The organism is Pseudomonas sp. QL9 (assembly GCF_041409665.1).
In the GTDB taxonomy this organism is placed as follows: domain Bacteria; phylum Pseudomonadota; class Gammaproteobacteria; order Pseudomonadales; family Pseudomonadaceae; genus Pseudomonas; species Pseudomonas knackmussii.
Genome location: NZ_CP166971.1, coordinates 750,938 through 775,296 on the forward strand (window position 1 = coordinate 750,938; position 24,359 = coordinate 775,296).

At 66.2% G+C, this 24,359-nt stretch carries 27 protein-coding genes; 11 read left to right on the forward strand and 16 right to left on the reverse strand.

Annotated features, from left to right (window positions below; genetic code table 11):
- Positions 1 to 111: 111 nt before the first annotated feature.
- Positions 112 to 1,869 (forward strand): amidohydrolase, encoded by a 1,758-nt coding sequence (locus ACA097_RS03450; protein ID WP_371368526.1) that lies wholly within the window; start codon positions 112 to 114, stop codon positions 1,867 to 1,869.
- Positions 1,870 to 2,008: 139 nt separating this feature from the next.
- A complete protein-coding gene (locus tag ACA097_RS03455) occupies positions 2,009 to 2,752 on the forward strand; it encodes a TorF family putative porin (protein WP_371368528.1) in 744 nt (247 codons plus the stop codon).
- Between the two features lie 422 nt (positions 2,753 to 3,174).
- Here ACA097_RS03455 and ACA097_RS03460 read toward each other — a convergent pair whose 3' ends face one another.
- The 3 genes from ACA097_RS03460 to speE form a co-directional block, all read right to left on the reverse strand.
- Entirely contained in the window at positions 3,175 to 3,960 is a 786-nt protein-coding gene (locus ACA097_RS03460) for a sulfite exporter TauE/SafE family protein (protein WP_160286459.1), read from the reverse strand.
- 212 nt (positions 3,961 to 4,172) lie between these two features.
- Positions 4,173 to 6,248 carry an LTA synthase family protein gene (locus ACA097_RS03465; RefSeq protein WP_371368530.1) on the reverse strand — a complete coding sequence of 692 codons (2,076 nt, stop codon included), beginning with the start codon at positions 6,246 to 6,248 and terminating at the stop codon, positions 4,173 to 4,175.
- A gap of 267 nt (positions 6,249 to 6,515) precedes the next feature.
- Entirely contained in the window at positions 6,516 to 7,376 is an 861-nt protein-coding gene (speE, locus tag ACA097_RS03470; protein ID WP_371368532.1) for a polyamine aminopropyltransferase, read from the reverse strand.
- A 155-nt stretch (positions 7,377 to 7,531) separates the two neighbouring features.
- On the opposite strand from speE, the gene ACA097_RS03475 reads away from it, so the two are divergent.
- Together ACA097_RS03475 and ACA097_RS03480 are read left to right on the forward strand one after the other, a co-directional pair.
- Positions 7,532 to 8,437 (forward strand): DNA-3-methyladenine glycosylase, encoded by a 906-nt coding sequence (locus tag ACA097_RS03475; RefSeq protein WP_371368534.1) that lies wholly within the window; start codon positions 7,532 to 7,534, stop codon positions 8,435 to 8,437.
- A gap of 2 nt (positions 8,438 to 8,439) precedes the next feature.
- Complete coding sequence (locus ACA097_RS03480; RefSeq protein ID WP_160286455.1) at positions 8,440 to 8,913, forward strand: methylated-DNA--[protein]-cysteine S-methyltransferase; 474 nt, start codon at positions 8,440 to 8,442, stop codon at positions 8,911 to 8,913.
- Here ACA097_RS03480 and ACA097_RS03485 read toward each other — a convergent pair.
- The 7 genes from ACA097_RS03485 to aroC all read right to left on the reverse strand — a co-directional run bounded on the left by ACA097_RS03485 (position 8,910) and on the right by aroC (position 14,057).
- On the reverse strand, positions 8,910 to 9,443 hold the full coding sequence (locus ACA097_RS03485; protein ID WP_371368536.1) for a methylated-DNA--[protein]-cysteine S-methyltransferase: 534 nt from the start codon (positions 9,441 to 9,443) through the stop codon (positions 8,910 to 8,912). The two genes, ACA097_RS03480 and ACA097_RS03485, sit on opposite strands and share 4 nt — an antisense overlap.
- 55 nt (positions 9,444 to 9,498) lie before the next feature.
- A complete protein-coding gene (locus tag ACA097_RS03490) occupies positions 9,499 to 9,690 on the reverse strand; it encodes a PLDc N-terminal domain-containing protein (protein WP_160288900.1) in 192 nt (63 codons plus the stop codon).
- A gap of 54 nt (positions 9,691 to 9,744) precedes the next feature.
- Positions 9,745 to 10,428, reverse strand: a complete 684-nt coding sequence (gene mtnC / locus ACA097_RS03495; RefSeq protein WP_371368538.1) for an acireductone synthase — start codon at positions 10,426 to 10,428, stop codon at positions 9,745 to 9,747.
- 131 nt (positions 10,429 to 10,559) lie between these two features.
- Positions 10,560 to 11,105: an acireductone dioxygenase gene (locus tag ACA097_RS03500; protein WP_371368540.1), complete on the reverse strand. Its 546-nt coding sequence runs from the start codon at positions 11,103 to 11,105 to the stop codon at positions 10,560 to 10,562.
- 29 nt (positions 11,106 to 11,134) lie between these two features.
- Positions 11,135 to 11,752 carry a methylthioribulose 1-phosphate dehydratase gene (locus ACA097_RS03505; protein ID WP_371368542.1) on the reverse strand — a complete coding sequence of 206 codons (618 nt, stop codon included), beginning with the start codon at positions 11,750 to 11,752 and terminating at the stop codon, positions 11,135 to 11,137.
- Positions 11,749 to 12,900, reverse strand: coding sequence for an MFS transporter (locus ACA097_RS03510; protein ID WP_043251041.1), 1,152 nt, complete (start codon positions 12,898 to 12,900; stop codon positions 11,749 to 11,751). Before ACA097_RS03510 ends, ACA097_RS03505 begins: the two co-directional genes overlap by 4 nt.
- Before the next feature lie 65 nt (positions 12,901 to 12,965).
- Positions 12,966 to 14,057, reverse strand: coding sequence for a chorismate synthase (gene aroC, locus ACA097_RS03515; protein ID WP_043251039.1), 1,092 nt, complete (start codon positions 14,055 to 14,057; stop codon positions 12,966 to 12,968).
- Positions 14,058 to 14,169: 112 nt separating this feature from the next.
- Here aroC and ACA097_RS03520 point away from each other — a divergent pair, with 112 nt between their 5' ends.
- Together ACA097_RS03520 and ACA097_RS03525 are read left to right on the forward strand one after the other, a co-directional pair.
- Entirely contained in the window at positions 14,170 to 15,165 is a 996-nt protein-coding gene (locus tag ACA097_RS03520; RefSeq protein ID WP_371370471.1) for an alpha/beta hydrolase, read from the forward strand.
- A 128-nt stretch (positions 15,166 to 15,293) separates the two neighbouring features.
- Positions 15,294 to 16,076, forward strand: coding sequence for a hypothetical protein (locus ACA097_RS03525; protein WP_371368544.1), 783 nt, complete (start codon positions 15,294 to 15,296; stop codon positions 16,074 to 16,076).
- A 188-nt stretch (positions 16,077 to 16,264) separates the two neighbouring features.
- On the opposite strand, the gene prmB is transcribed toward ACA097_RS03525, so the two are convergent.
- A complete protein-coding gene (gene prmB, locus ACA097_RS03530) occupies positions 16,265 to 17,176 on the reverse strand; it encodes a 50S ribosomal protein L3 N(5)-glutamine methyltransferase (RefSeq protein ID WP_043251037.1) in 912 nt (303 codons plus the stop codon).
- Positions 17,177 to 17,352: 176 nt separating this feature from the next.
- Here prmB and ACA097_RS03535 point away from each other — a divergent pair, with 176 nt between their 5' ends.
- From ACA097_RS03535 to folE, 4 genes are all read left to right on the forward strand, one after another.
- The gene (locus ACA097_RS03535) at positions 17,353 to 17,949 is read left to right on the forward strand and encodes a cysteine hydrolase family protein (protein WP_043251035.1); all 597 of its coding nucleotides are present in this window, start codon (positions 17,353 to 17,355) and stop codon (positions 17,947 to 17,949) included.
- A gap of 167 nt (positions 17,950 to 18,116) precedes the next feature.
- Complete coding sequence (locus ACA097_RS03540) at positions 18,117 to 18,437, forward strand: hypothetical protein (RefSeq protein ID WP_043251033.1); 321 nt, start codon at positions 18,117 to 18,119, stop codon at positions 18,435 to 18,437.
- Positions 18,438 to 18,497: 60 nt separating this feature from the next.
- Positions 18,498 to 19,058: a Smr/MutS family protein gene (locus ACA097_RS03545; RefSeq protein WP_371368547.1), complete on the forward strand. Its 561-nt coding sequence runs from the start codon at positions 18,498 to 18,500 to the stop codon at positions 19,056 to 19,058.
- A 95-nt stretch (positions 19,059 to 19,153) separates the two neighbouring features.
- Positions 19,154 to 19,699 (forward strand): GTP cyclohydrolase I FolE, encoded by a 546-nt coding sequence (gene folE, locus ACA097_RS03550; protein WP_043251028.1) that lies wholly within the window; start codon positions 19,154 to 19,156, stop codon positions 19,697 to 19,699.
- A 60-nt stretch (positions 19,700 to 19,759) separates the two neighbouring features.
- On the opposite strand, the gene ACA097_RS03555 is transcribed toward folE, so the two are convergent.
- From ACA097_RS03555 to ACA097_RS03570, 4 genes are all read right to left on the reverse strand, one after another.
- Positions 19,760 to 20,620, reverse strand: a complete 861-nt coding sequence (locus tag ACA097_RS03555; protein ID WP_371368550.1) for a cache domain-containing protein — start codon at positions 20,618 to 20,620, stop codon at positions 19,760 to 19,762.
- A gap of 73 nt (positions 20,621 to 20,693) precedes the next feature.
- Entirely contained in the window at positions 20,694 to 21,155 is a 462-nt protein-coding gene (locus ACA097_RS03560; RefSeq protein ID WP_160286447.1) for a bacteriohemerythrin, read from the reverse strand.
- A gap of 166 nt (positions 21,156 to 21,321) precedes the next feature.
- Positions 21,322 to 21,924: a glutathione S-transferase family protein gene (locus ACA097_RS03565; protein ID WP_371368553.1), complete on the reverse strand. Its 603-nt coding sequence runs from the start codon at positions 21,922 to 21,924 to the stop codon at positions 21,322 to 21,324.
- 15 nt (positions 21,925 to 21,939) lie between these two features.
- Positions 21,940 to 23,100: a PLP-dependent aminotransferase family protein gene (locus tag ACA097_RS03570; protein ID WP_371368556.1), complete on the reverse strand. Its 1,161-nt coding sequence runs from the start codon at positions 23,098 to 23,100 to the stop codon at positions 21,940 to 21,942.
- Positions 23,101 to 23,180: 80 nt separating this feature from the next.
- Here ACA097_RS03570 and ACA097_RS03575 point away from each other — a divergent pair, with 80 nt between their 5' ends.
- Positions 23,181 to 23,624, forward strand: coding sequence for a MarR family transcriptional regulator (locus ACA097_RS03575; RefSeq protein ID WP_043251018.1), 444 nt, complete (start codon positions 23,181 to 23,183; stop codon positions 23,622 to 23,624).
- On the opposite strand, the gene ACA097_RS03580 is transcribed toward ACA097_RS03575, so the two are convergent.
- On the reverse strand, positions 23,612 to 24,262 hold the full coding sequence (locus tag ACA097_RS03580) for a hypothetical protein (protein WP_371368559.1): 651 nt from the start codon (positions 24,260 to 24,262) through the stop codon (positions 23,612 to 23,614). The genes ACA097_RS03575 and ACA097_RS03580 overlap by 13 nt on opposite strands.
- Positions 24,263 to 24,359 lie beyond the last annotated feature (97 nt).

Below are 24,359 nucleotides of genomic sequence, written 5' to 3' on the forward strand. Positions count from 1 at the left end.
TTCCATTTCCTCACAAGTCTTGTGCCGCCCCTTGGCTTTCGGGCGCTTGGCCATCGCCAGTAGCCTCTGGCGCAGACCAATAAAAATCAACCACCAAGAAAAGAGGACGTCATGCGAAGGCTGATCAAAGGCGCGCTCGCCGTTGCAATCGCACTGGGGACTTTGGAAGCAAATGCACAAAACGCGGACCTGATCCTGTACAACGCCAAGGTCTTCACCGGCGAACCCGGCCAACCGCTGCAGCAAGCCGTGGCCATCGCCGGCGACAAGGTGCTCAAGGTCGGCGGCAACGACGAAGTCCGCGCCCTCGCCGACGGGCGCAGCAAGCAGGTCGATCTGGGCGGCAAGCTCTTGATGCCCGGCTTCGTCGACAGCCATTCGCACTCGATCTTCGGCGGCCTGGAGCTGATTTCCGCCAGCATGGGTGACGAGCAGGTCAGCCTCGCCGAACTGGAGAAGCGCCTGCGCGACGCGCGTGACAAGGGCACAGCCAAGGTCGGCGACATCCTCGTGATGAACGGCATGCACTCGAGCTACTGGTCGCAGACCGAAGGCCTGGCCAAGCGCTTCAACGCCGGCGAATGGGCGCAGGTGCCCATCGTCATGATCGGCAGCGACCACCACACCGCCTGGGCCAACGCCGCCATGCTGCGCCGCGCCAAGCTGGACGCGAAGCTGGTGCGCTCGCTGCCGGCCGCAGAGCAGCACAACATCGGCCACGACAAGAACTTCGAGCCCAACGGCTTCGTCGTCGATTCCGGCTTCGACCGGGTCTCCGCGGCCATGCCGGCGGCCGACCAGAAGATTCTCGACCGCGCCGGTGTCGCCGCCGTGCAGTACAACAACAGCCTGGGCATCACCGCCTGGATGGACCCGGCGGCCAATGGCAGCCCGGGCGACGCCCTGTTCGACATCAAGCCCACCGAACACACCCTCGGCGTGCTGCCGACCTACCGCGACCTGGCGCAGAACGGCCAGCTCAGCGCCCACGTCGCCGCGCTGCTGGTGGTCAATCCGAAGAGCCGCCCGGCCGACCTGGAAGTGATCGACAAGGTGCGCCAGCAGTTCCAGGGCATTCCCAACCTGACCCTGCCGGGGATCAAGGTGTTCGCCGACGGCGTGCTGGAGTACCCGGCGCAGTCCGCCGCATTGCTGGAGAACTACAAGAACCTGCACAAGCCGGGCGAGCTGCTGCTCGATCCGAAGCACTTCGGCGAACTGGTCAGCGCCGCCGACCAGCGCGGCTGGCTGGTGCACGTGCACGCCATCGGCGACCGCGCGGTGCGCGAATCGCTCACCGGCTTCGCCCAGGCGCGGCATGACCGCGACAGCGGCATCGCCCACTCCATCACCCACCTGCAGTTGGTCAACCCGTCGGACTTCCCGCGTTTCAAGCAGCTCGGGGTGATCGCCTCCATGCAGCTGGACTGGGCCACCGCCGAGGACTACACCCTCGACCTGGTCAAGCCTTACATCGGCGACGACGAATACCGCTACATGTACCCGGCGAAATCGCTGCTCGACGCCGGCGCGACCATCGCCGGCGCCAGCGATTGGCCGGTATCCACGCCCGACCCGCTGCGGGCGATCTACCAGGCCGTGACCCGCAAGGGTCCGAAAGGGGTGCTCAACCCGGCCGAGCGCATCGACCGCCAGACCATGTTCTACGCCTACACCCTGAACGCGGCGAAGACCATCGGCCTGGACAAGCAGATCGGCAGCCTCGCCGAAGGAAAGCAGGCCGACCTGGTGGTGATCGACCGCGACCTGTTCAGCGTGCCCGACGAAGAACTCGCCGAGGCCCGCGTACTGCGCACCCTGTTCGGCGGCCGCGAGGTCTACCGCGCCGACGGCCAGAACGCACTCTGATTCCCGACGCTCCAGTTCCGGGCTCCTGAAGGCCCGGGCTTTTCCCGCCGCCCTCTCCTCCTCGCTTCCCGGTTCGCCGGCCGGAGGGGGCTGCGCGGGCTTTTTCCTGCCCACTACAACCACAACAACGGGTAAGTCCATGAAACACAACGCTCTGATCTTCGGCGCGCTGCTCCTCGGCACGCCTTTGGCCAGCTCCCGCGCCGTCGAACTCACCCCGGACCTTTCAGTCCAGATCGAAACCACCCTGGCCAGCGACTACCGCAGCCGCGGCATCTCGCAGACCCAGGGCGACCCCGCGATCCAGGCCGGCGCCACGCTGCAGCACAGCAGCGGCCTGTACCTGGGCGTGTGGAGCTCCAACGTCGACTTCGGCTACGGCCTGAAGACCCACCAGGAACTGGATTACTACGCCGGCTGGTACTGGCAGGCCACCGAGGAAGTCGGCCTGGACCTGGGCTACATCCAGTACCGCTATCCGAAGGAATCCCAGTTCGACCAGAGCGAGGTCTACGCCGTCCTGAATGCCTATGGCTTCGAAGTGGCGGCGTACTACTCCGACGACATGCCGACCTACTTCGGGCGCAACCAGAGCAACCTCTACAGCTACGTCGGCTACGGCTTCGACCTTCCCGCCGAATTCCGCGCCAAGCTGCGCCTGGGCCGCAACGACGCCAAGGACCCGCTGTACGTCTCCGGCAACGGCGACACCCGCCACACCTACCAGGAATGGGAAGCGCGCCTGGACCGCGACTTCGCCGACATCGACTGGTCGCTGAGCTACATCGACACCGACCTCTCGCAGAACGAGTGCTACAACTGGCAGGGCTTCAAGGACACCTGCACGGCCACCGTGGTGGCGCGGGCGACGAAGCAGTTCTGACGCCACGCCCCGTAGGAGCGGGCCATGCCCGCGATTCGCGGACAAGGTCCGCTCCTACAGGTCAAGCCCAGGCATAGCCCTGCACGAAAGCGGCGGATAACCCCTTCGGGGTTATTCGCCCTACCAAAGCCGCCCCAGGCGGCTTTTGGACTTCCACAGAAACTTCCGCGCACGCCGAAGCGGCGCGCTACGCCCAAACCAAAATCTCTAGATCCCCGCGTTCGCGGGGAAGACGGGAGTGGCGGGAAATGGAGGAAGGACAGAGGACGGAGGAATGGATACGTGTAGGAGCGACGGGGGCGCCTAGCCCTTGTCCGCGAAAGAATCGCGGATGAATCCGCTCCTAAAGGGAGGCACCGCGCAGGGACTTCGCGGATGAGATCCGCTCCTACGGGGTGCAGGAACGGATCACTCGGCAGGAATCAGAACACCAGCTTGTAGCCGATGCTGAACAGCATCACCGCAAGGCACGGACGCAACACACCATCTGGGATGCGGCCGGAGAGATGGCTGCCCAGGTAGATACCCGGCAGCGAACCGCAAAGCAGGTAGCCGAGCAGGTGCCAGTCCATGTTGCCCATGCTCGCGTGGCCGAGGCCGGCGACCAGGGTCAGCGGGACCGCGTGGGCGATCTCGGTGCCCACCAGGCGACGGGTGGCGAGGAACGGATAGAGCACGAACAGCGCCACGGTGCCCAGGGCGCCGGCGCCGATGGAGGTCAGCGCAACCATGCTGCCGAGCGCTACGCCGGTCAGCACGGTCAGGCTGTTCAGGCTACCGCCCTTGAGATGGTAGTGATCGCCCGCGTGACGGTGGGCGAAGGCCAGCAGTTTCTGCTTGAACAGCACGGCCAGCGCGGTGAGCAGCAGGACGAAGCCCAGCGCGTGCTTGATCAGCGCATTGAGCGCATCGAGGTTCGAGCCGAGGCTGTGCAGGAATAGCAGGGTCAACGCTGCCGCCGGGACGCTGCCCAGGGTCAGCCAGCCGGTGATGCGCCAGTCGATGTTCTTCTGCCGGCCATGCACCAGCACGCCGCCGGATTTGGTGATGGCGGCATACAGCAGGTCGGTACCCACCGCCGCGGCGGGGTTGATGCCGAACCAGAGCAGGATGGGGGTCATCAGCGAGCCGCCGCCCACGCCGGTCATGCCGACGATGAAGCCAACCACCAGGCCTGCGACCACGAAACCCAATACACCCACTTCCATCATCACTTCCTGAGGGCCGAACACGGCCTAGATGAACCGGCGCGCAGCATAGCGGCTTTTCTTATAACCGCTTATACCTTTATGGTCTTAATTTATAACCACGAACCGGCAATTGCCGCGTGGCATGACGCCGCAAGGCGCGTGCTCGAAACGCCGCACCGGGCAGAATGAAAAAGGGGCCGCAAGGGCCCCTTTTCAGCGACGCAGACCGGTCATTTCTTGGCCGGTTTGCTGTCCACTACACCACCGGTGTTGTCCAGCAGGCTCTTGGTCGCCGTCTGGATGAACGAATCCAGACGGTGCAGCAGCTCCGGACGGTCCGGCGCGTCGTCCACCCGCTTGATCTGCGGGTTGGCGCCGACCTGGTAGTCGTAGACGCGGATGTCGCCTTCCTTGGGTTTGATCAGGATGCGGCCGCCGTTGAGGATGGCCACCACCGGCTCGTTGCCGGACGGCTTGATCACGCCGAAGCCCTGGTCGCCGGCCGGCAGGTTGAGCAGGTCGCGGCCCCAGCACTGCTGGCGGGTCTCGCCGCCCAGGCGGCCCATGATGGTCGGCACGATGTCGATCTGGGTGCCGACGGTGTCGCGGGTGGCGCCGAACTTCTCCTGGATGCCCGGGGCGATGATCAGGAAGGGCACGTTGAAGCGGAACAGGTCCATCTCGGTCAGCTGCTCGGGCGAACCGAAGCCGTGGTCACCGACCACTACGAAGAGGGTGTCCTTGTAGTAAGGCGACTTCTTGGCCTTCTCGAAGAACTGGCCCAGCGCCCAGTCGGAATAGCGCATCGCGGTCAGGTGGTCGTCCAGCGAGCCGTAGCCCTTCACCGGTTGCACCGGCAGGTCCTTCGGCAGCGCGTAGGGCACGTGGTTGGACAGGGTCTGCAGCAGCGCATAGAACGGCTTGCCCTCGCCGGCCAGCTTGTCCAGCTCCTCGTTGCCGCGGGAGAACATGTCCTGGTCGGACACGCCCCAGGTCGGGTCGGAGAACACCGGGTTCACGAAGTCGTTGCGGCCGATGAAGGTGGTCATGCCCTGGTTGGCGAAGAAGCCGGACTGGTTGTCCCAGGCGAAATCACCGTTGTAGACGTAGACGTCGTTGAACTGGCGGGCGCTGAGCAGCTGCGGCAGGCCGGAGAACTTGTGGCCGCCCTCGGGCGTCTGCATCAGGTACTCGAAGCCCGGCAGGTTGGGGAAGCAGGCCATGGTGGCGAACATCCCCTGGTGGGTGTGGGTGCCGTTGGAGAAGAAGCGGGTGAACAGCAGGCCTTCCTTGGACAGTTTGTCGAAGTTCGGCGTGATGTCGCCCTTGGCGCCCAGCGCGCCGACGTAGTGGCCGGCGAAGCTCTCCATGAGGATCACCACCACGTTCTTCACCGGCAGCGTGCCGCTGGCAGGCGGGGTGTAGTCGCGGCGTACGGCGGCCTTGTCGGTATCCACCAGTTGCTCGTCGGGCAGCACCAGCATCTTGCGCACGGTGTCGCGCGCCTGGTCGTCCGGCATGGTCGGCTTCCAGATGCGATCGCGTTCGTCTCCCACGCGGCTTTCGAAGGCCTTGAGCAGGGTGAGCGAACCGTTCAGGCCGAGCTGGTTGGCGAACATGGAGTCAGTGGTGAAGGCATCACCCCAGCGCAGCGGCGGGCCCTGGCGCAGGGTGCCGCGCGAGGCCAGCACGCAGATCGCGACGACCAGCAGCAGGACCGGGACGCGCAGGTACCAGACGGCCATGGGCGCACCGATGGCGCTGGGCCGGGTGGCGCGGTCGATGCCCTTGAACACCAGGTACAGCAGCCAGGTGGCGAAGGCCCAGGCCAGCAGGTAGCGGACCACCGGGTAGCCGTACCAGACCATGCTGATCACGGTCTTCGGGTCTTCCGACATGTACTGGAACACCAGGCTGTTCAGGCGCTGGTGGAACTCGCGGTAGAAGTCCAGCTCGAGCACGCCCAGGAACAGCGTCAGGCTGGCGAAGCAGGTCAGCCAGATGCGCCACAGGGTGCGCCAGCGCATGGCGCTGGCGCTGAGCAGGGCGAACACCAGCGGGACCAGTGCGAAGACCACGGCGCGGATGTCGAAGCGCATGCCGTTGAAGAACGCCTCGAAGAAGGTGCTCGCCGGGGTGCTGCCGATCAGCTCGCGGTTATAGATGAGCAGCGCCAGGCGCAGCAGGGAGAACATCAGCATCAGCGCGAGGGTGCTGAGCAGGATGAATCCCAGGTGGCTGGATACGGTCGCGCGTGCCAGGTTGCCGGCGCGCTGGCGGGTATTCAGGACTTCCGATTGGCCCATGGTCAGGTTCCGTGTACTTGAACGTTCGATGTCGAGCGTGTGCCGCCCGTCAGCGGGCGAGGTGCGAGGCTGCATGCGCAGCGCAGAAATGCCGGCCTCCGGTCGGGACGCGCAAAGCCGGCGGCGAATTCTACGCGGCCCAGGCTTAGGCAAACCTTAAATGCGCGGCGCCATTCGTATCCGGATGATACGCACCGCAGCAGACGGCGGATTATGCCCCATGCCGGTGAAAAAAGAGTCATGCCCCCGCCCGGCGGGGGCTGACGGTCAGTCGTTGCCCGGCTTGCCGATGGCCTGCAGCACGTACTGCGGCAGGGCGAAGGCGCCCAGGTGAATCTCCGGGTTGTAGTAGCGGGTGGCGATGCCGCTGGCGGCGAAGCGCTGGCGTAGGGTTTCCAGCGGCACGCGACGCAGCGCCGGGTTAGTCGAGCCCCAGGCAAAGGTCATGCTGCCGCCGATGTAGGTCGGCACGGCCGCCTGGTAGAAGTGCCAGTCGGCGAACAGGCCGTTCATCCGCCCGGCGGTGTTGCGCACGGTGTCCAGCTGCATGAACGGAGTGCCGTTCTGGGTCACCAGCACGCCGCCCGGATTCAGGCAGCGGTGGCAGGCCTGGTAGAAATTCTCCGAGAACAGCACCTCGCCCGGGCCGATCGGGTCGGTGGAGTCGGAGATGATCACGTCGAACTTGTCCTGCGTGGTGGCGACGAAACGCATGCCGTCGTCGATCACCAGGTTCAGGCGCGCATCGTCGAAGGCGCCGTTGGAGTGGCGCGGCAGGAATTCCTTGCACATGTCGACCACGGTGCCGTCGATCTCGACCATGGTGATGTGCTCGACGCTGGCGTGCTTGCTCACTTCGCGCAGCATGCCGCCGTCGCCGCCGCCGATGATCAGCACGCGCTTGGCCGCGCCGTGGGCGAGGATCGGCACGTGGGTGAGCATCTCGTGGTAGATGAACTCGTCAGCCTCGGTGGTCTGGATCACACCGTCCAGCGCCATCACCCGGCCCATGCGGGCGTTCTCGAAGATCACCAGGTGCTGGTGCTCGGTGCGCACCTCGTGCAGCAGCTGGTCGACGCTGAAACGCTGGCCGTAGCTTTCGTAGAGGGTTTCCAAGTATTCGCGCATGGGGCGGGCTCCCGATGAGGGGTGGATGAAGCGGGCCGCAGGCCGGCCATGAAAGGCGCGCATTCTACTGTGCGGGGCATGACAGGTCGAACCTGCGGAATTTGAAAGTCGACTGCGGGACGACAGCGCATCGGTGGCGGGTTATGGTCAGCGCCATGAACCGCCAATCCCCTCCCCTCGTCTTCCACCTGCCCTACCAGCCGCCGTTCGACTGGCAGCAGTTCCATGGCCATTTCGCCCTGCGCCGCCTGGTCGGCGTCGAGTGCCTGGGCGACGCCCACTACCGACGAAGTCTGCGCCTGGATGGCCGCAGCGGCTGGATGGACATCCGCCCGCTGGCCGACCAGCCAGCCCTGCGCCTGGAACTGCACCTGGACGGTGAAGCTGACGCCGAGCCGCTGGAAGCCAAGGTGCGCAAGATGTTCGACCTGGACAGCGACCCGCACGGCGTCGCCGCCCACCTGAGAGCCGATCCGCTGCTGCAACCGCTGCTCGAGGCCTGGCCGGGGCTGCGCCTGCCCTGCGCCTTCGATCCGTTCGAGCAGGCCGTGCGCGCCATCGTCGGCCAGCAGGTCACGGTAAAAGCCGCCGTGACCATCGTCGGTCGCCTGGTGCAACGTCTCGGCGAGCCCTTGGAAAACGCTGTAACCGACGGCCCGCAACGGCTGTTCCCGACGCCACGGGCCATCGCCGAGGCGAACCTGGACGGCATCGGCATGCCCGGCAAGCGCGTCGCCACTCTGCAGCACTTCGCCGCTGCGGTGGCAGAAGGCGCCCTGGAGCTGCATGTCGAGGATGGCGCCGAAACCCTGGTGGTGCGCCTCTGCGAACTCCCCGGGATAGGCCCCTGGACCGCCGAATACGTCGCCCTGCGCGCCTTCGGCGAAGCCGACGCCTTCCCCGCCGCCGATCTCGGCCTGCTCAAGTCGCCGGTATGGGGCGAAGGCGGCATAACCGCACGCGCACTGCAGAAGCGCGCGGAAAACTGGCGGCCGTGGCGCGCCTACGCGGCGGTCTACCTGTGGCAGGCCTACTCGCAAGGCAGCCGCATCGGAGGATGACCATGTACTACCGCTATCACGACAGCCCCACCGGGCGACTGCTGCTCGCCGGCGACGAAGCGGGCCTGCGCATGCTCTACATGGACCTGGAAACCCGGCACTACCCGCTGCCGGAATGGCAGGAAGGCAGCCCGCTGCTGGACGACGTGGCGCGCCAGCTCGACGAGTACTTCGCCGGTAAGCGCCAGCGCTTCGACGTGCGCTTGAATACCGGGGGCACCGAATTCCAGCGCCAGGTCTGGCAGGCACTGCTGGAGATTCCCTACGGCTACACCACCGTCTACGCCGAGCTGGCCCGGCGCATCGGACGGCCCAAGGCGATCCGCGCGGTAGGCGCGGCCAATGGCGCCAACCCCATCAGCATCATCGTGCCCTGCCACCGGGTGATCGGCAGCGACGGCAGCCTCACCGGCTACGCCGGCGGCCTGCCGCGCAAGGCATTGCTGCTGCGCCTGGAGGGCGCCATCGAGGGCTAGAAATCGAATGAAGCCTGCGCAGCGCGCGGGTCTTCGACGCCTTCCAGCGCCAGCATGCGCAGCTTGGAATCGCTCCCGCCCGGCGCCGAGAAGCCGCCGGTCTTGCCGCCGCTGGCAAGCACGCGATGGCAAGGAATGATCAGCGGGATCGGGTTGGAGCCCATCGCCTGCCCCACCGCCCGGGACAGGCCGACATCGCCCAGGCGCCGGGCGATCTCGCCGTAGGTGGTGGTCTCACCGCGCTGCAGCAGGAGAATGTCGGCGTAGACGCGGCGGTGGAAGTCGCTCACCGCCGACAGGTCCAGCGGCAAGTGCTCGAAGGACACCGCCTCGCCCCGCGCATAACCGAGGATCAGTTGGCGCGCCTCGTCGATGAACGCCGGCCAGTCGGCCGTCTCGCTACCGAGCTTGTCGAAGCGCTGGCGCAGGCTGTGTTCGGAGTCGCCCGGCAGATAGGCACGCGCGATGCCCTGCGGGCTCCAGGCGAGCCCGAACCAGCCGAGTTGTGTGTCGATCAGGCAGTAATGCATGGAGCGAGTCTCCATCGCCGGGTCCTGCCCCGCAAGCCATTGCGCTGCGCGGAACTCAGATCCGCACGTTGCCGCGCGGCCCGGTGATCGCCCAGATCAGCAGGCCGAGCAGCGGCAGCAACAGGATCACCAGCACCCAGATAATCTTGATGCCGGTCTCGACCGAGCTTTTCAGCACGTTGATGATCGCCCAGATGTCGAGGGCGAGGATGGCCAGGCTTATCAGGCCATGCAAGGTTGCACCCATCATGACGTCGCTCCTGCCGGAAGGGATTGCCTTCCAGCATAGCCAGCGCCCGGGTCAGACGCGGGCGGGGTCGATCACCGCGAAGCTGGCCACAGTTTCATGGCCTTCCAGCTCGCCGCCCTCGCGGGCCAGGCCGATGGTCTGCAAGCCGGCCTGTTGCGCGGCGTCCAGCTCCTGGACCACGTCGGAGAGGAACAGCACTTGCTCGGCCGGCACGCCGATGGCCTGGACGATGCGCGCGTAGGACGCGGCCTCGCGCTTGGGCCCGCTGGTGGTGTCGAAGTAGCCGGAGAACAGCGGCGTCAGGTCGCCCGCCTCGGAGCAGCCGAAGATCAGCTTCTGCGCCTGGATCGAGCCGGAGGAATAGACGTACAGCTCGTAGCCCTCGGCCTTCCAGCGCTGCAGCGCTTCCACCGCATCGGGATAGACGTGGCCCTTGAGCTGGCCGGCGCGGTAGCCCTGCTCCCAGACCTGCCCTTGCAGCGCCTTGAGCGGCGTGGCCTTACGGTCCTCGGCGATCCACTGCAGGAGAATGGCGATGCAGCGCTCGACGTCGGCGCCCGCCTCGCCGCTTTCAGCGCGCACGGCGTCCAGCTGCGCGGCGACTGCGGCCTCGCCTGCATGTTCACGAACGAAGTCCGGCAGGTGCGCGGCGGCATAAGGAAAGAGCACGTCGAAGACGAAGCTCACTGCGCTGGTGGTGCCTTCGATGTCGGTGAGGATGGTTTTGATCGGCATGGCGGGGGTATTCCGTGGTTAGGCGGGATCCCGCATTCATTGGGTTCCCGCGTTCGCGGGAATGACGGGGCGGGTCATCGCCGGCGAATCTGTTGCGTCACCCCCGCGAACGCGGGGGCCCAGTCAACGGCTCAGTCTTCCAGCTGCGGGAAGCGCCTGGCGATTTCGTCGCCGGTGAACTTGGCGACCCAGCCCTCGGGGTTGTTGAACAGGCGGATGGCCACGAAGTGCGGGCGCTCGCCCATGTCGAACCAGTGGCGGGTGCCGGCTGGCACCGAGATCAGGTCATTCTTCTCGCAGAGCACCGCGTAGACGTGATCCTCGATGTGCAGGGTGAACAGGCCGCGACCGGCGACGAAGAAGCGCACTTCGTCTTCGCCATGGCGGTGTTCGTCGAGGAACTTGGCGCGCAGCTCGTCCTTCTGCGGGTGGTCGGCGGTCAGGCTGACCACATCGACCGTGACGTAACCTTGCTCGTCCTTCAGGCGCTGGATCTGCGGCGCGTAGGCGGCGAGCACCTCGTCCTGGCTCGCGCCGGGCGCGATGGGCGCACTGGCCTGCCAGCGCTCGAAACGCACGCCGACCTCGGCCAGGGTGGCGGCGATGTCCTCGGCGTGGCAGAGCAGCTTCAGCGGCTGTTCGGGAGCGGATTCGTGGTAGACGGTCAGGCTGCTCATGGTCTCTTTCCTCGGGGTACTGCCGGATTTCAGCCGCGCAGGCTCAGCACTTTCAGCTCGCACTCGAAAAGGAACTCGAAAGCTTCCACCTGGCGCAGGGCGTCTTCCATGCGCGGCCCCCAAGTGTACAGGCCGTGCCCGCGGATCAGGTAGCCGGGGCAGTCCGGGTGGGCGTCCAGCCAGGGTTGCACCTTGCTGGCCAGGCGGGTGATGTCCTGGTCATTGTCGAAGATCGGCACCGTCACCCGGCCCTCGTGGGTGGTGACGCCGGCGAAGGCCTTCTGCAGCTCGTAGTCCTCAAGCTCAAGGCGATCACCGGGGGTCAGGCGCGAGAGCACGGTGGCATTCACCGAATGGGTGTGCAGCACCGCGCCGATCTCCGGGCGCCAGGCATAGAGCTGGGTGTGCAGCAGGGTCTCAGCGGAGGGTTTCTTGCCCGGCTCCAGGCTGTTGCCGGCCAGATCGGTTTCCAGCACGTCGTCGACGCCCAGTTGGCCCTTGTGCTTGCCCGAAACGGTGAGCAGCGCGCGGTCGGCGGCCAGGCGCGCGGAATAGTTGCTGCTGGTGGCCGGCGACCAGCCACGGCCATACAGGAAACGCCCGGCGTCGATGATCTGCCGGGTCAGGTGTTCACGAGTGGCGCTCATGTCCGCTCCTCCTTCAAACGGGTAGCGATGATAGCGGCTGCGGCGAGGGCCGCGAGGCTGGCGATGGCGAAGGTCCAGGCCGGACCCAGGCTAGCCCAGCTGTAGCCGGAGTAAAGCGCGCCCAGGGCCCCGCCAGTGCCGGCCAAAGCGGCGTAAAGCGCCTGCCCCTGCCCCTGCTGGCGCGCCTGGAAAGTGCGCTGGACGAAATGAATGGCCGCGGCATGGAAGCTGCCGAAAGTGGCCGCGTGCAGCAACTGGGCGAACAACAGCACACCCAGGTGCTGGGCGAGATTGCCGAGCAGCAGCCAGCGCAGCGCGGCGAGCAGGAAGCTGGCGGCCAGCACCTGGCGCAGGCTGAAGCGCGCCAGCAGGCGAGGCATGACCAGGAACAGCACCACCTCGGCGACCACGCCCAGGGCCCACAACCCGCCGATCAGCCCGCGGCTGTAGCCGAGCTTCTCCAGGTGGATGGTGATGAAGGTGTAGTAGGGCCCGTGGGACAGCTGCATCAGGCAGACGCAGAGGTAGAAGGCAACCACACCGGGCTGGCGCAGCTGGGCGAGGAAGCCGCCGGCCGTCGCATGCTCGTGGTGCCACGTCGGCTGCGCGTTGGGTACCCACCAGCTGGCACCGATGATGCCGAGCATGATGACCAGCAACGCCCAGGGATAGGCGTCCAGGCTGACCTTATCGAACAGCCAGCCCAGGCCGACTACGGTGCAGATGAAGCCGATCGAGCCCCATAGGCGGATACGGCTGTAGCTGGCGGTACGCTCACCCAGGTGCGCCAGGGTGATGACCTCGAACTGCGGCAGCACCGCATGCCAGAAGAAAGCGTGCCCAGCCATCACCAGCGCCAGCCAGGTGTAACTGTGGCCGAGGAAGATGCCGGCGAAGCAGACCGCGGTGCACAGCGCACCGAAACGCACGATTTGCAGGCGCTTGCCGGAACGGTCGCCCAGCCAGCCCCAGAGGTTTGGCGCCACGCAGCGCATCAGCATGGGAATGGCCACCAGCTCGCCGATGCGCGCGCTGGAGAACCCCAGGTGCGAGAAATACAGGGCGAGGAAGGGCGCGGTTCCGCCGAGCAGGCAGAAATAGAAGAAGTAGAAGCTGGACAGGCGCCAGTAAGGCAAGGCTGCGGGCATCGGCTGCAATCGATACTGGCGCAGGGTGGGTTACGGCGCGCCTGACCCACCCTGCGGGCGAAGGCTTAAAGCTGCGGCAGCACCGGCGTATCGACGCGCACATCGGCGTTTTGCGCGCGCTGACGCAGCAGGTGATCCATCAGCACCAGCGCCATCATCGCCTCGGCGATGGGGGTGGCGCGGATGCCCACGCACGGGTCGTGGCGGCCCTTGGTGACCACGTCCACCGGGTTGCCGTTGACGTCGATGGAGCGGCCCGGGGTGGTGATGCTCGAAGTCGGCTTCAGCGCCAGGTTGGCGATGATCGGCTGGCCGCTGGAGATACCGCCGAGGATGCCGCCGGCGTTGTTCGACAGGAAGCCTTCCGGGGTCAGCTCGTCGCGGTGCTCGGTGCCACGCTGGGCGACGCTGGCGAAGCCGGCGCCGATCTCCACACCCTTGACCGCGTTGATGCTCATCAGCGCGTGGGCCAGCTCGGCATCCAGGCGGTCGAAGATCGGCTCGCCCAGGCCCGGCGGCACGCCGTCGGCGACCACTGTGATCTTCGCGCCGACCGAATCCTGGTCACGGCGCAGCTGGTCCATGTACGCCTCCAGCTCCGGCACCTTGTCCGGATCGGGGCTGAAGAAGGCGTTTTCTTCGACGCTGTCCCAGGTCTTGAAGGGAATCTCGATCGGGCCGAGCTGGCTCATGTAGCCACGCACGGTGATGCCCAGGGTCGCCAGGAACTTCTTGGCAATGGCGCCGGCGGCCACGCGCATGGCGGTTTCGCGAGCCGAGCTGCGGCCGCCGCCACGGTAGTCACGCACACCGTATTTATGGTGGTAGGTGTAATCGGCGTGGGCCGGGCGGAACAGGTCCTTGATCGCCGAGTAGTCCTTGGACTTCTGGTCGGTGTTGCGGATCAGCAGGCCGATCGGGGTGCCGGTGGTCTTGCCCTCGAACACGCCGGAGAGGATTTCCACCTCGTCGGCTTCCTGGCGCTGGGTGGTGTGCCGGCTGGTGCCGGGCTTGCGCCGGTCGAGGTCGCGCTGCAGGTCCTCGGTGGAGAGCTCCAGCCCCGGCGGGCAGCCGTCGACGATGGCGACCAGCGCCGGGCCGTGGCTTTCGCCAGCGGTGGTGACGGTGAACAGCTTGCCGTAGGTGTTGCCGGACATGCGAGGCTCCGCGGAAGACTTGGGTGATCGAAAAGGCCGAGCAGTATACCCGCCCCGCCGCGGCCTGCGAACCTTCCGAGGTTTCCGCCGTCAAAGCGCTATCATGCCGTCCATGAAGCTTTCCATGCTGCGTCTCACCGCCCTGCTCTGCTGCCTGTTCGCCTGCGTCGCCCAGGCCTCGCCCAATCCCATCCTGCAACGCCCCTACGATCTCGACACCGGCCACGGCGTGCTGCGCGGCACCCTGCTGCTGCCGCAAGAAGCCACTCCGCCGCCCGTGGCGCTGCTGATTGCAGGCTCCGGCCCCACCGACCGCGATGGCAACAACCCCGAGGGCGGGCGCAACGCCTATTTGCAGCGCCTGGCGGAAGCCCTGGCGGCCCAGGGCATCGCCAGCGTGCGCTACGACAAGCGCGGCATCGCGCAGAGCCGGCCGGCTGCCCCCCACGAGGAGCAGTTGAGCGTGGAACGCTACGCCAACGACGTGGCGGCCTGGAGCAAGCAACTGGCCAGCGATCCGCGCTTCGGCCCGCAGGTGCTGGTCGGCCACAGCGAAGGCGCGCTGATCGCGAGCCTGGCCGCGCCGCACACCAAGGCTTCGGCACTGGTGCTGATCGCCGGCAGCGGCCGGCCCATCGACCAGGTCCTGCGCGACCAGCTCTCCGTACGCCTGCCACCGCCCTTGCTGGCCCAGGCCGACAGCCTGCTCGACCAGTTGCGTGCCGGCCATCAGCAACCGCTGGTGCCCAAGTTCTTGCAGGCACTGTTCCGCCCAAGCGTGCAGCCCTACCTGATCTCGCTGTTCCGCTACGACCCGGCCCAGGCCCTGGCCCAGGTGCGCCAGCCGACCCTGATCCTGCAGGGCACCCACGACATCCAGGTCGAGGTCGCCGATGCACAGCGGCTACAGTGGGCCAAACCCGACGCCGAGTTACGGTTGATCGGCGGGATGAACCACGTGTTGCGCATAGTCGCCGCCGATCCCGCGCAGCAACTAGCGTCCTACAACAACCCGCAACTGCCGCTGGCTAGGGAACTGGTCGAAAGCCTGGCCGGGTTCATTCGTCGGACAACGTCGCAAAACGGGCAGAATCCGGGCACCAGCTGACACGGGTGTCTCAAGAAATCCCCCCGGGCGTCGATAATCGCTAGGCCACTGTATGAAAGCCGTTACCAACGGCATTTCCCGCAGTTGCCGAACACTCCCTGGCCAGCAGCCAGGCCCGAGGACGACCGATGACCGACGCCGCACCGCAAACCGAAACCGCTCCCGCCGAGGAACCCCGGAAGGCGCATCCGTGGGCAGAGCTCGCGCCTGAGCAGTACCGCCTGCTGCGACTGGCGCCGCTGCCCACCGACCGCGCGACCGGTGCGCGGCCGCTGCGCTTCGTCCAGCTCGGCCGCGTCGAACGCCACAGTCCCGAGCAGAGCCTGCTGCGCCTGAGCATCCAGCTGCCCGGTCAGGCCCTGCGCAAGGAACAGAACCTGTTCGAGGTCTGGGCCGACCATCGCAACAAGGAAGTGCGCTTCGGCGCCGACAGCGGCTTCGCCATCGAACCGATCAACCGCGGCCTGGGGCGCTTCCTGCTGGCCCAGGGCATCGCCTGGGCGCGGCAGAAATGGGCGCACTACAAGGTCGAGGGCGGCAGCCTGACGGCCAAGGACGCACCAAACGAGGACACCCGCCTGCGCCGCGACCATTTCCTGCGGGCGCAGGGCTTCGATGTCGAATACGAAGATTCACGTCTGCTGAAGGCGCGCTATTCGGCCGGTCGGGTCAGCGAGCTGTACGACGACTGGCACAAGGAAAAGCTGCAGATCCTGCCGCTGCTCGATGCGGCGACCATGCTCGAGCAGGCCGACCAGAACCTCGCCACCCAGGAAAACGAGATCCGCCGCCTGGAGCAGCGCATCGACACCTTCCGCCGCGACGACACCAGCCTGCGCTTCGTCATCGCCTGCCTGACCGTGTTCGCGGTGTTCCAGGCCGGGCTGCTGATCTGGATGGCGACGCACTGACCGACTTTTCGTAGGAGCGAGCTTGCTCGCGAACAGTCCCGAGCGGAGAAATTTGCGAGCAAGCTCGCTCCTGCATAGTTCCCGCTTTCTGGATCCCCGCGTTCGCGGGGAAGACGAAGGAAAGCACAAATCCTGACCCCGTCACTCCCGCGAACGCGGGAGCCCAGCAGTCGGCAGCCCGTACAGCGTCATTTCACCCGCGACTGGAACAGCGCCTGGTGCTCGCGGCATTGCGCGGCGGAGAGCAGGAAGACGCCGTGGCCGCCGTACTCGAAGTCGAGCCAGGTGAAGTCGACTTCCGGATACAGCGCCTCGACGTGCACCTGGCTGTTGCCCACCTCGACGATCAGGCTGCCCTTCTCGGTCAGGTGGTCGGCCGCCTCGGCGAGCATGCGCCGCACCAGGTCCAGGCCGTCGTCGCCGCAGGCCAGGCCGAGCTCCGGCTCGTGCTGGTACTCCTCGGGCATGTCGGAGAAGTCTTCGGCGTCGACATAGGGCGGGTTGGAGACGATCAGGTCGAAACGCTGACCGGGCAGGCCATCGAAGCCGTCGCCCTGGACGCCATAGACGCGCTCGCCGAGTTCATGGCGCTCGATGTTGATATTGGCCACTTCCAGGGCATCGAACGACAGGTCGGCCAGCACCACCTCGGCCTCTGGGAAGGCGTAGGCGCAGGCGATGCCGATGCAGCCCGAACCGGTGCAGAGGTCGAGGATCCGCGCCGGGTCGGCCGCCAGCCAGGGTTCGAACTTGCGCTGGATGAGCTCGGCGATGGGCGAGCGCGGGATCAGCACGCGCTCGTCGACCACGAACGGCAGGTCGCAGAACCAGGCTTCGCCGAGCAGGTATGCGGTGGGCACGCGCTCCTCGATGCGCCGGCGCAGCAGCTCGCGCAGATGGAAGCGCTCGTCGTCCTCCAGGCGGCAGTCGAGGTAGGAGTCGGCGATTTCCCAGGGCAGGTGCAGGGCGCCGAGCACCAGTTGGCGCGCGTCGTCCCAGGCGTTGTCAGTGCCGTGGCCGAAGTACAGGCCCTCGGCATGGAAACGGCTGACCGCCCAGCGGATGTGGTCACGCAGGGTCAGCAATCGGGATTCGGTCACGGCGCACTCCTCGCGGCTGGAAAGGCAAAAAGGGCCGGCATTCTAGCCGAAGGCGACGGACAACGGGACGGGGTTCGGCGACCGCGCCAAATACCACTTTGCGCGGGATTAGCAAAGATTCACAGAGCCCGCGGAACAGACCACAATGATGGCATACGCATTATCAGGAGTTCGTCATGTCCCAACCGCTCAGCATGCTGAAGATCAGCGGACGCGGCTATCCGCCCGCCAACCTCCGCCAGAGCACGCTGCTGATCATCGACGCCCAGGAAGAGTACCGCAGTGGCGTCCTGGCCCTCCCCGACCTCGATGCCGCGGTGGCCGAGATCCGCATGTTGCTGGAAGCCGCTCGCGCCCAAGGCACGCCGATCGTCCATGTGCGCCACCTCGGCGTGCGCGGTGGCGTACTCGACCCGCAAGGCCCGCGCGGCCAGTGGCTGCCTGAACTGGCGCCGCTGCCCGGCGAGGTGGTGGTCGAGAAGCGCATGCCCAACGCATTCTTCGGCACCGAGCTGCACGACCGCCTGCAGGCCAACGGCCGGCTGGACATCCTCGTCTGCGGTTTCATGACCCACTCCAGCATCAGCACCACGGTGCGTGCGGCCAAGGACTATGGCTACCGCTGCACGCTGGTCGACGCCGCCTGCGCCACGCGCGACATCCCCACCCCGGATGGCGGCGTGCTCTCCGCGCGAGCGCTGCACCATGCAGAAATGGCTGCCCTGGGCGACAACTTCGCCGCTGTGGTGGCCCAGGCTCAGGCCCTGATCTGAGCACCGTCCGTCCCGCCGCGGAGGCACGCCGCGGCGCCTATGCTTAGGTTGTATGCACGCATGCATATGTGCATACGCCGGACGGACGGCCCCAGCATCCCAGGCAGGGGTGGAACCCCTTCCCGCCGATACCGGTCATAGCCTCGTTCAGCCGATGAGGAGCCGGGATGAAGAAGTCCGACAGTTTTGATCCACGCCGCCTGCGCCCGAAGCGACCGGGGCGCTGGCGCTGGCGCTTCGTCGCGGCCATCGCCGCTCTGATCGCCACCTGCGGGATCCTCGGCACCCTGGCCGGCGGCGCCGCGCTGCTGCGCCGGCAACCGGCCACCGAACTGCTGCACATCGAGCCCATGGCCGGCGGCATCCTCCTGGCGATCGGCCTCTTCGCCCTCTGGCTGGGCGTCCGGCTATGGCGTGTGGCACGTGCGCGAGCCAGGCGCAGCGACGGCCTGAGCCTTTCGCCGCGCCTGATGAAGAAGCGCGACTGAAGGCGATTTCCGCAAGCCGGGCGTGATCCGTTACACTTGCCGGCTCTTCGCGGAGGCTCCATGCAAGACGACGATTTTTCCCTGTTCACCCAAGAGATGCGCGGCGTGAAACGCATCTCGGTGGACCAGGCCGACACCGGCAAACCCAAGGCCGATCGCCAGCAGATGAACCTGCGCCGGCAGAGCGCCAGCGTGAAGGTGGAAAGCATCCGCGTCGACGGCCTGTCCGACCAGTTCGTCATCGACGTCGGCGCCGAGGACGAGCTGTCCTGGGCCCGCGACGGCGTGCAGGAAGGCCAGCTGCGCAAGCTCAAGGCCGGCCAGATCAGCTTCGAGGGCAGCCTCGACCTGCATGGCATGAACATCGAGAAGGCCCGCGAGCTGCTCTGGGACTTCCTGGCAGAAGCCACCCGCCTGGAGGTTCGCTGCGTACGCGTGACCCACGGCAAGGCAGCCCGGACCGACGGTCGCAAGCCGCTGCTCAAGAGCCACGTCAACACCTGGCTGCGCCAGCATCCGCAAGTGCTCGGCTTCACGTCCTGCCTGCCGCGCCATGGCGGCACCGGCTCGCTCTACGTGATGCTGCGCCGCACCATGCTCGAAGGCCGCGACGACGACTAATCCGACGCTCCCGCTGGCGCACCGCGCCCTTGCCAGCACGACGAGCACCCCCTACCCTGCGCCTCTGCGCTTTATCGAGTCCCCACAGGTAGATCATGTCCCTGGAACAACACTACTCGCAGATCCTCACCCAGCTCGGCGAGGACGTCACCCGCGAAGGTCTGGTCGACACGCCCAAGCGTGCCGCGAAGGCCATGCAGTACCTCTGCCGTGGCTATCAGCAGACGCTGGAAGAGATCGTCAACGGCGCGCTGTTCAGCTCCGATAACAGCGAAATGGTGCTGGTCAAGGACATCGAGCTGTACTCGCTGTGCGAACACCACCTGCTGCCGTTCATCGGCAAGGCCCACGTGGCCTACATCCCCAACGGCAAGGTGCTGGGCCTGTCCAAGGTCGCCCGCATCGTCGACATGTATGCCCGCCGCCTGCAGATCCAGGAAAACATGTCCCGGCAGATCGCCGAGGCCGTACAGCAGGTCACCGGCGCCCTGGGCGTGGCAGTGGTCATCGAGGCCAAGCACATGTGCATGATGATGCGCGGCGTCGAGAAGCAGAATTCCTCGATGGTCACCTCGGTGATGCTCGGCGAGTTCCGCGAGAACGCTGCTACCCGCAGCGAATTCCTCAGCCTGATTCGCTGAGCCCGCTCGCGGCAATGAAAAAACCGGCCTCGAAGGCCGGTTTTTTTGTGCCTGCAGGAGTTAGCTGCCCGCCGTGTAGTACCCCACCGCCACCAGGTACTTGCCGGACTTCTTGATCAGCGCGTGCTTGTTTTCCACCTTGTTGGTCACCGGGTTGCGCCACTGGTAGTCGAATTGCCCTTCGCCCTTGCTGCGCGCCAGCGCCAGCATGGCCTGGCCGACGGCATTGCCCGCCGAGTCCTTGAGGCCGGAGAAATCGGTGCCGATCATCCGCGAGTTGTAGCCATGGGCGACGAAACGCTTGGTGTCCATGTCGACCACGAAGGCATAGAGATCGTCTTCGATAAAGGCCGGATCAAGGGCATTGATGCGCTTGAAAGTGGCGTCAGGGGCGCTGGAAACCGATTGCACCGTCTTGTCCAGCATGGCCTGTGCGCGGCTGGCGTCGGCCCGTGGAATGTAATAACCGACGGCCAGGAAGCGGTCGCCGACGCGCTGGTAATAGGCATGCTTGCGCTCGACACGGCCGTCGGAAACGTTCTTCCAGCGGTATTCGACCTCCGCGACCTTGCCGGTCTCCGGTGCCTGTAGCGCCTTGACGAACCTGTCGCGCACCGCGCCGTCGAGCAGGGTCGAGACGTCACGGCCGATCAGCACCACCGAGGGGCCGCCGCTGGCCAGCATCACGCCATGTTCGTCGAGCACGTAGACGTACAGTTCGTTATCGACGAACTCGCCCTGGCGACTGAAGGCGGCGAACGCCTTGTCGCCCTGCTCGCGGAAATAGGCCACGGCCTTTTCCAGCAGTTGCCGAGCCCGCTGTGCCTGGGCGGCATCGCCGGGGGCGTCGGTCGCGGCCGAGGTGGCGAAGGGAAGCAGAATAGTGGCGAGCAACAACAGCGCACTGACCAGGCGTTTCATGCACGACCTCCTTGGTGGCCTTTTATTGTTCTGGACAGAGCATAGATCGCCGCCGTGGATTCGCCCGTCGCGGTCAGCCGAAGAAGCGTTGCATCGAGCGCGACAGCCAGCCGCCGCGCGCCTGGTCGCGGGTCAGCGTCTGCAGGTTCGCGCGGACCGAATCGGCGTAGTTGGCGTCGTCGTTGCGGATGTGATTGAACAGCCAGCGTCCCAGCAGTTGCTTGAGCTCGTCAGCAACGTCTTCGCCGGCGGCGAAGCGCAGACGGTATTCGGAAACGCGCTTGATGAAGAGCTCGTGGACCTTCTTGTGGGCCCGGGTGAATTCGTAGCCGGCGTCCTCCAGCAGGGTTTCTTCGAAGGCGAAGTGCGACAGCGTGTAGTCCACCAGTTCCTCGATGACCTGCCCCACCTTGCCCTCGTGGCGTTGCGCCTGGGCGTCGTGCAGTTGGTTGATCATCTCGACGATGCGCTTGTGCTGGTTGTCGATCACCTGGATGCCGGTGTTCAGGTCATCCTGCCAGGCCAGATAGGCCATCCTTACCTCCCGCTGCTACAGCTCGATAGACGGGCGGCAGGGTAAGAAATGGCCAGGATCGCAGCCATGATACCGGTCAATGCATTGTAGGAAACGTCTGACATAGAGCGTCCGAACAGCAAAAGGCCCGCACATTGGCGGGCCCTTTTTGTGGTGCTGCGGCGACTCAGTCGAGCATGCCGACGTGCCGCGGATGGGCCGCGACCCGCTGCATCCAGGCGTTGATCGCCGGGTAGCCGGAGAGGTCGAAACCGCCCTGCTCCGCCACGTGGGTATAGGCGTAGAGGGTGATGTCGGCGATGGAGTAGTTATCGCCAACCAGGTATGGCGTGCGCGCCAGTTGCTGCTCCATCACGTCCAGCGCCTTGTAGCCGCGCTTCAGGCAGCTCGCGTGCTCGGCACGGCGCTCTTCGGGCATGTCCAGGTAGAACTGGATGAACCGCGCCACCGCCACGTAGGGCTCATGGCTGTACTGCTCGAAGAACTGCCACTGCAGCACCTGGGTGCGCAGGCGCGGCTCGCTCGGCAGCAGGTCGCTGCCGTCGGCGAGGAAGTTGAGGATGGCGTTGGACTCCCACAGGCAGGTGCCGTCTTCCAGTTGCAGCACCGGCACCTTGCCGTTGGGGTTCATGGCCAGGAACTCGGCGGTCTGGGTCTCGCCATTCAGGATGTCGATGTCTTGCCACTGGTACGGCAGGCCGAGCAGGTGCAGGACCAGCTTGACCTTGTAGCAGTTGCCCGAAAGCTTGTCGCCGTAGACCTTGTACATCCTGCCTCCTTGGGCCTACGCGGCCGCTTGAGCTTCGCGGATCACCGCCGCCAGACGACGCAGGCCTTCGCCCAGGCGCTCGGGCGCCACGTGGCTGAAGTTCAGGCGCAGGTGGCCGGGGTTGGCATCCGGGTCGGTGAAGAAGGGTTCGCCGGGCATGAAGGCGACGTTTTCCTTGAGCGCCTTGTCCAGCAGGCTGCGGGTGTCGATCTTGTTCTTCAGGGTCAGCCAGAAGAACAGGCCGCCCTGCGGAATGTTCCACTCGGCCAGGTCGCCGAAATGCTCCTCCAGCTGGGCCTGCATGGCGTCGCGGCGGATGCGGTAGAAGTCGCGCAGCTCGGCCAGGTGGCCACTGTAGGCCTCGGTGCCGAACCATTGCAGCGCTTGCCACTGGCCGATGCGGTTGGTGTGCAGGTCAGCCGACTGTTTCAGGCGCAGCAGGTGCGGGAACAGGTCCGGAGTGGCGATCAGGAAGCCCACGCGCAGGCCCGGCAGCAGGGTCTTGGAGACGGTGCCGGTGTAGATCCAGCTGGATTTCTTCAGACGGCTGACCAGCGGGGTCGCGGCGCCGGCATCGAACACCAGCTCGCGGTAGGGTTCGTCTTCGATCAGGGTCACGCCGAACTCGTCGAGAACCGCGGCAACTTCGTCACGGCGCGCTTCGGTGTAGCGCACGCCGGACGGATTCTGGAAGGTCGGGATCAGGTAAGCGAAGGCCGGCTTACTGGTTTCCAGGCACTGGCGCAGGGCCGCGACGTCCGGACCTTCGGCGCCCAGCGGCACGGTCAGGCAGTTGGCGCCGAACAGCTGGAATGCCTGCAGGGCGGCCAGGTAGGTCGGCGCCTCGAGCAGCACTTCGGTGCCCGGATCGATGAACAGCTTGCTGGCGAGATCGAGGGTCTGTTGCGAACCGCTGACGATCAGCACCTGGCTGGCATCGCAGGGCACGCCAAGCTTGCGCGCTTCGGCGGCGATGGCCTCGCGCAGGGCCGGCTCGCCCTCGCTCATGCCGTACTGGCCCATGCTCGCCGGCATCTCGGCCCAGTCGACCTTGGGCAGCATCGGCTCCGCGGGCAGGCCGCCGGCGAAGGACATCACTTCCGGACGCTGCGCCGCGGCAAGGATTTCACGAATCAGGGAGCTTTTCAGGCGGGCAATGCGTTCGGAGAAGGCCATGGGGTCACCGGTAGCGAAGGCAGGAACAAATGAGTCAAACTGGTTGACCGAAGCTACGACGCCCGCACGGATACGTCAATATGCATGACCTTCTGCCGTCCGACACCTGGTCGGAAGCCATGGAAGCCTTCTACTTCAGCTACCGGGCCTTCACCGCGAAGCCGGACGAGATTCTCGCCCGCCGCGGCCTCGGTCGCGTGCATCACCGCATCCTGTTTTTCATCGCGCGCCAGCCGGGGCTGAGCGTGAAAGAGCTGCTGGCCACCCTCGGCGTGAGCAAGCAGGCGCTGAACCTGCCCCTGCGCCAGCTGCAGGAAATGCAGCTGATCCGCAGCGACGCCTCGGAGAGCGACAAGCGCAAGCGCCTGCTCAGCCTCACCGAAGAGGGTGCAGCTCTTGAGAAGGCCCTGCGCAGTGAACAGGCGCACCTGCTGCAACGCGCCTTCGCCGAGGCCGGCGAGCAGGCGGTGCATGGCTGGCTGGCGGTCAACCAGGCCCTGGCGCAGCCGCTTCAGGAAGCCTGAGCCGCGCCCGTCGCCAGTTCGCGCGCGCCGCGCAGGAACATCAGTGCCAACGGCAGCAGCGCAACGGCCGAAAGCAGCGTGCCGGGGATGAACAGCAGGATGCTGGCCATACACACACCAGACAGCACATCCAGCCAGCCCAGTACCTTCACCGAAGGGTACGGCAGACCGATCTTCAAGACCCGCACGCCATACCAGAGTCCGACCAGGCCGCTGGGCAGAAACATCGCCATGAACCCCGCCAGCTCCGCATTCGGCGTACCGTCGAGCTGCGTGTCGAAGAGCACCGCGTAAGCCTGGATGACCAGCGCCAGGCCTATCGACAGCCACAGCGGCCAGGCCATGCCGTGGGCGCCGAAGCGGTCGACGAGGAACTGTGTGGCACGCCAGCTGAGAAAGCAGCCAAGCAAGGTGCAGAGCACGCCCAGCCAGAGGCTGTAGCGGTCCAGCGGATCGCCCTGCTGCAGGCCGCCGAGGAAAGACAGGGCGAAGAGCACGCCCTGAGCGAGCAGCAACGCCAGGCTCAGCCAGGCCAGCAGGCGCAGGTTGCCGGGGCTCCAGCGGCCGCCGGGAAAGGCGTTCGGCGTGCGCGTCTCGATCAGCTCGACCTTGGGCGCGGCGTAGGGGTTGTGGTCCATGCGCGGACTCCGCAACAGCGATCCCCCACCTTATGCCAGTCGACCACCCACTGCCACTGTACGGCCCGATCCGCCGCTGGCTGTTACGCGACAGTGT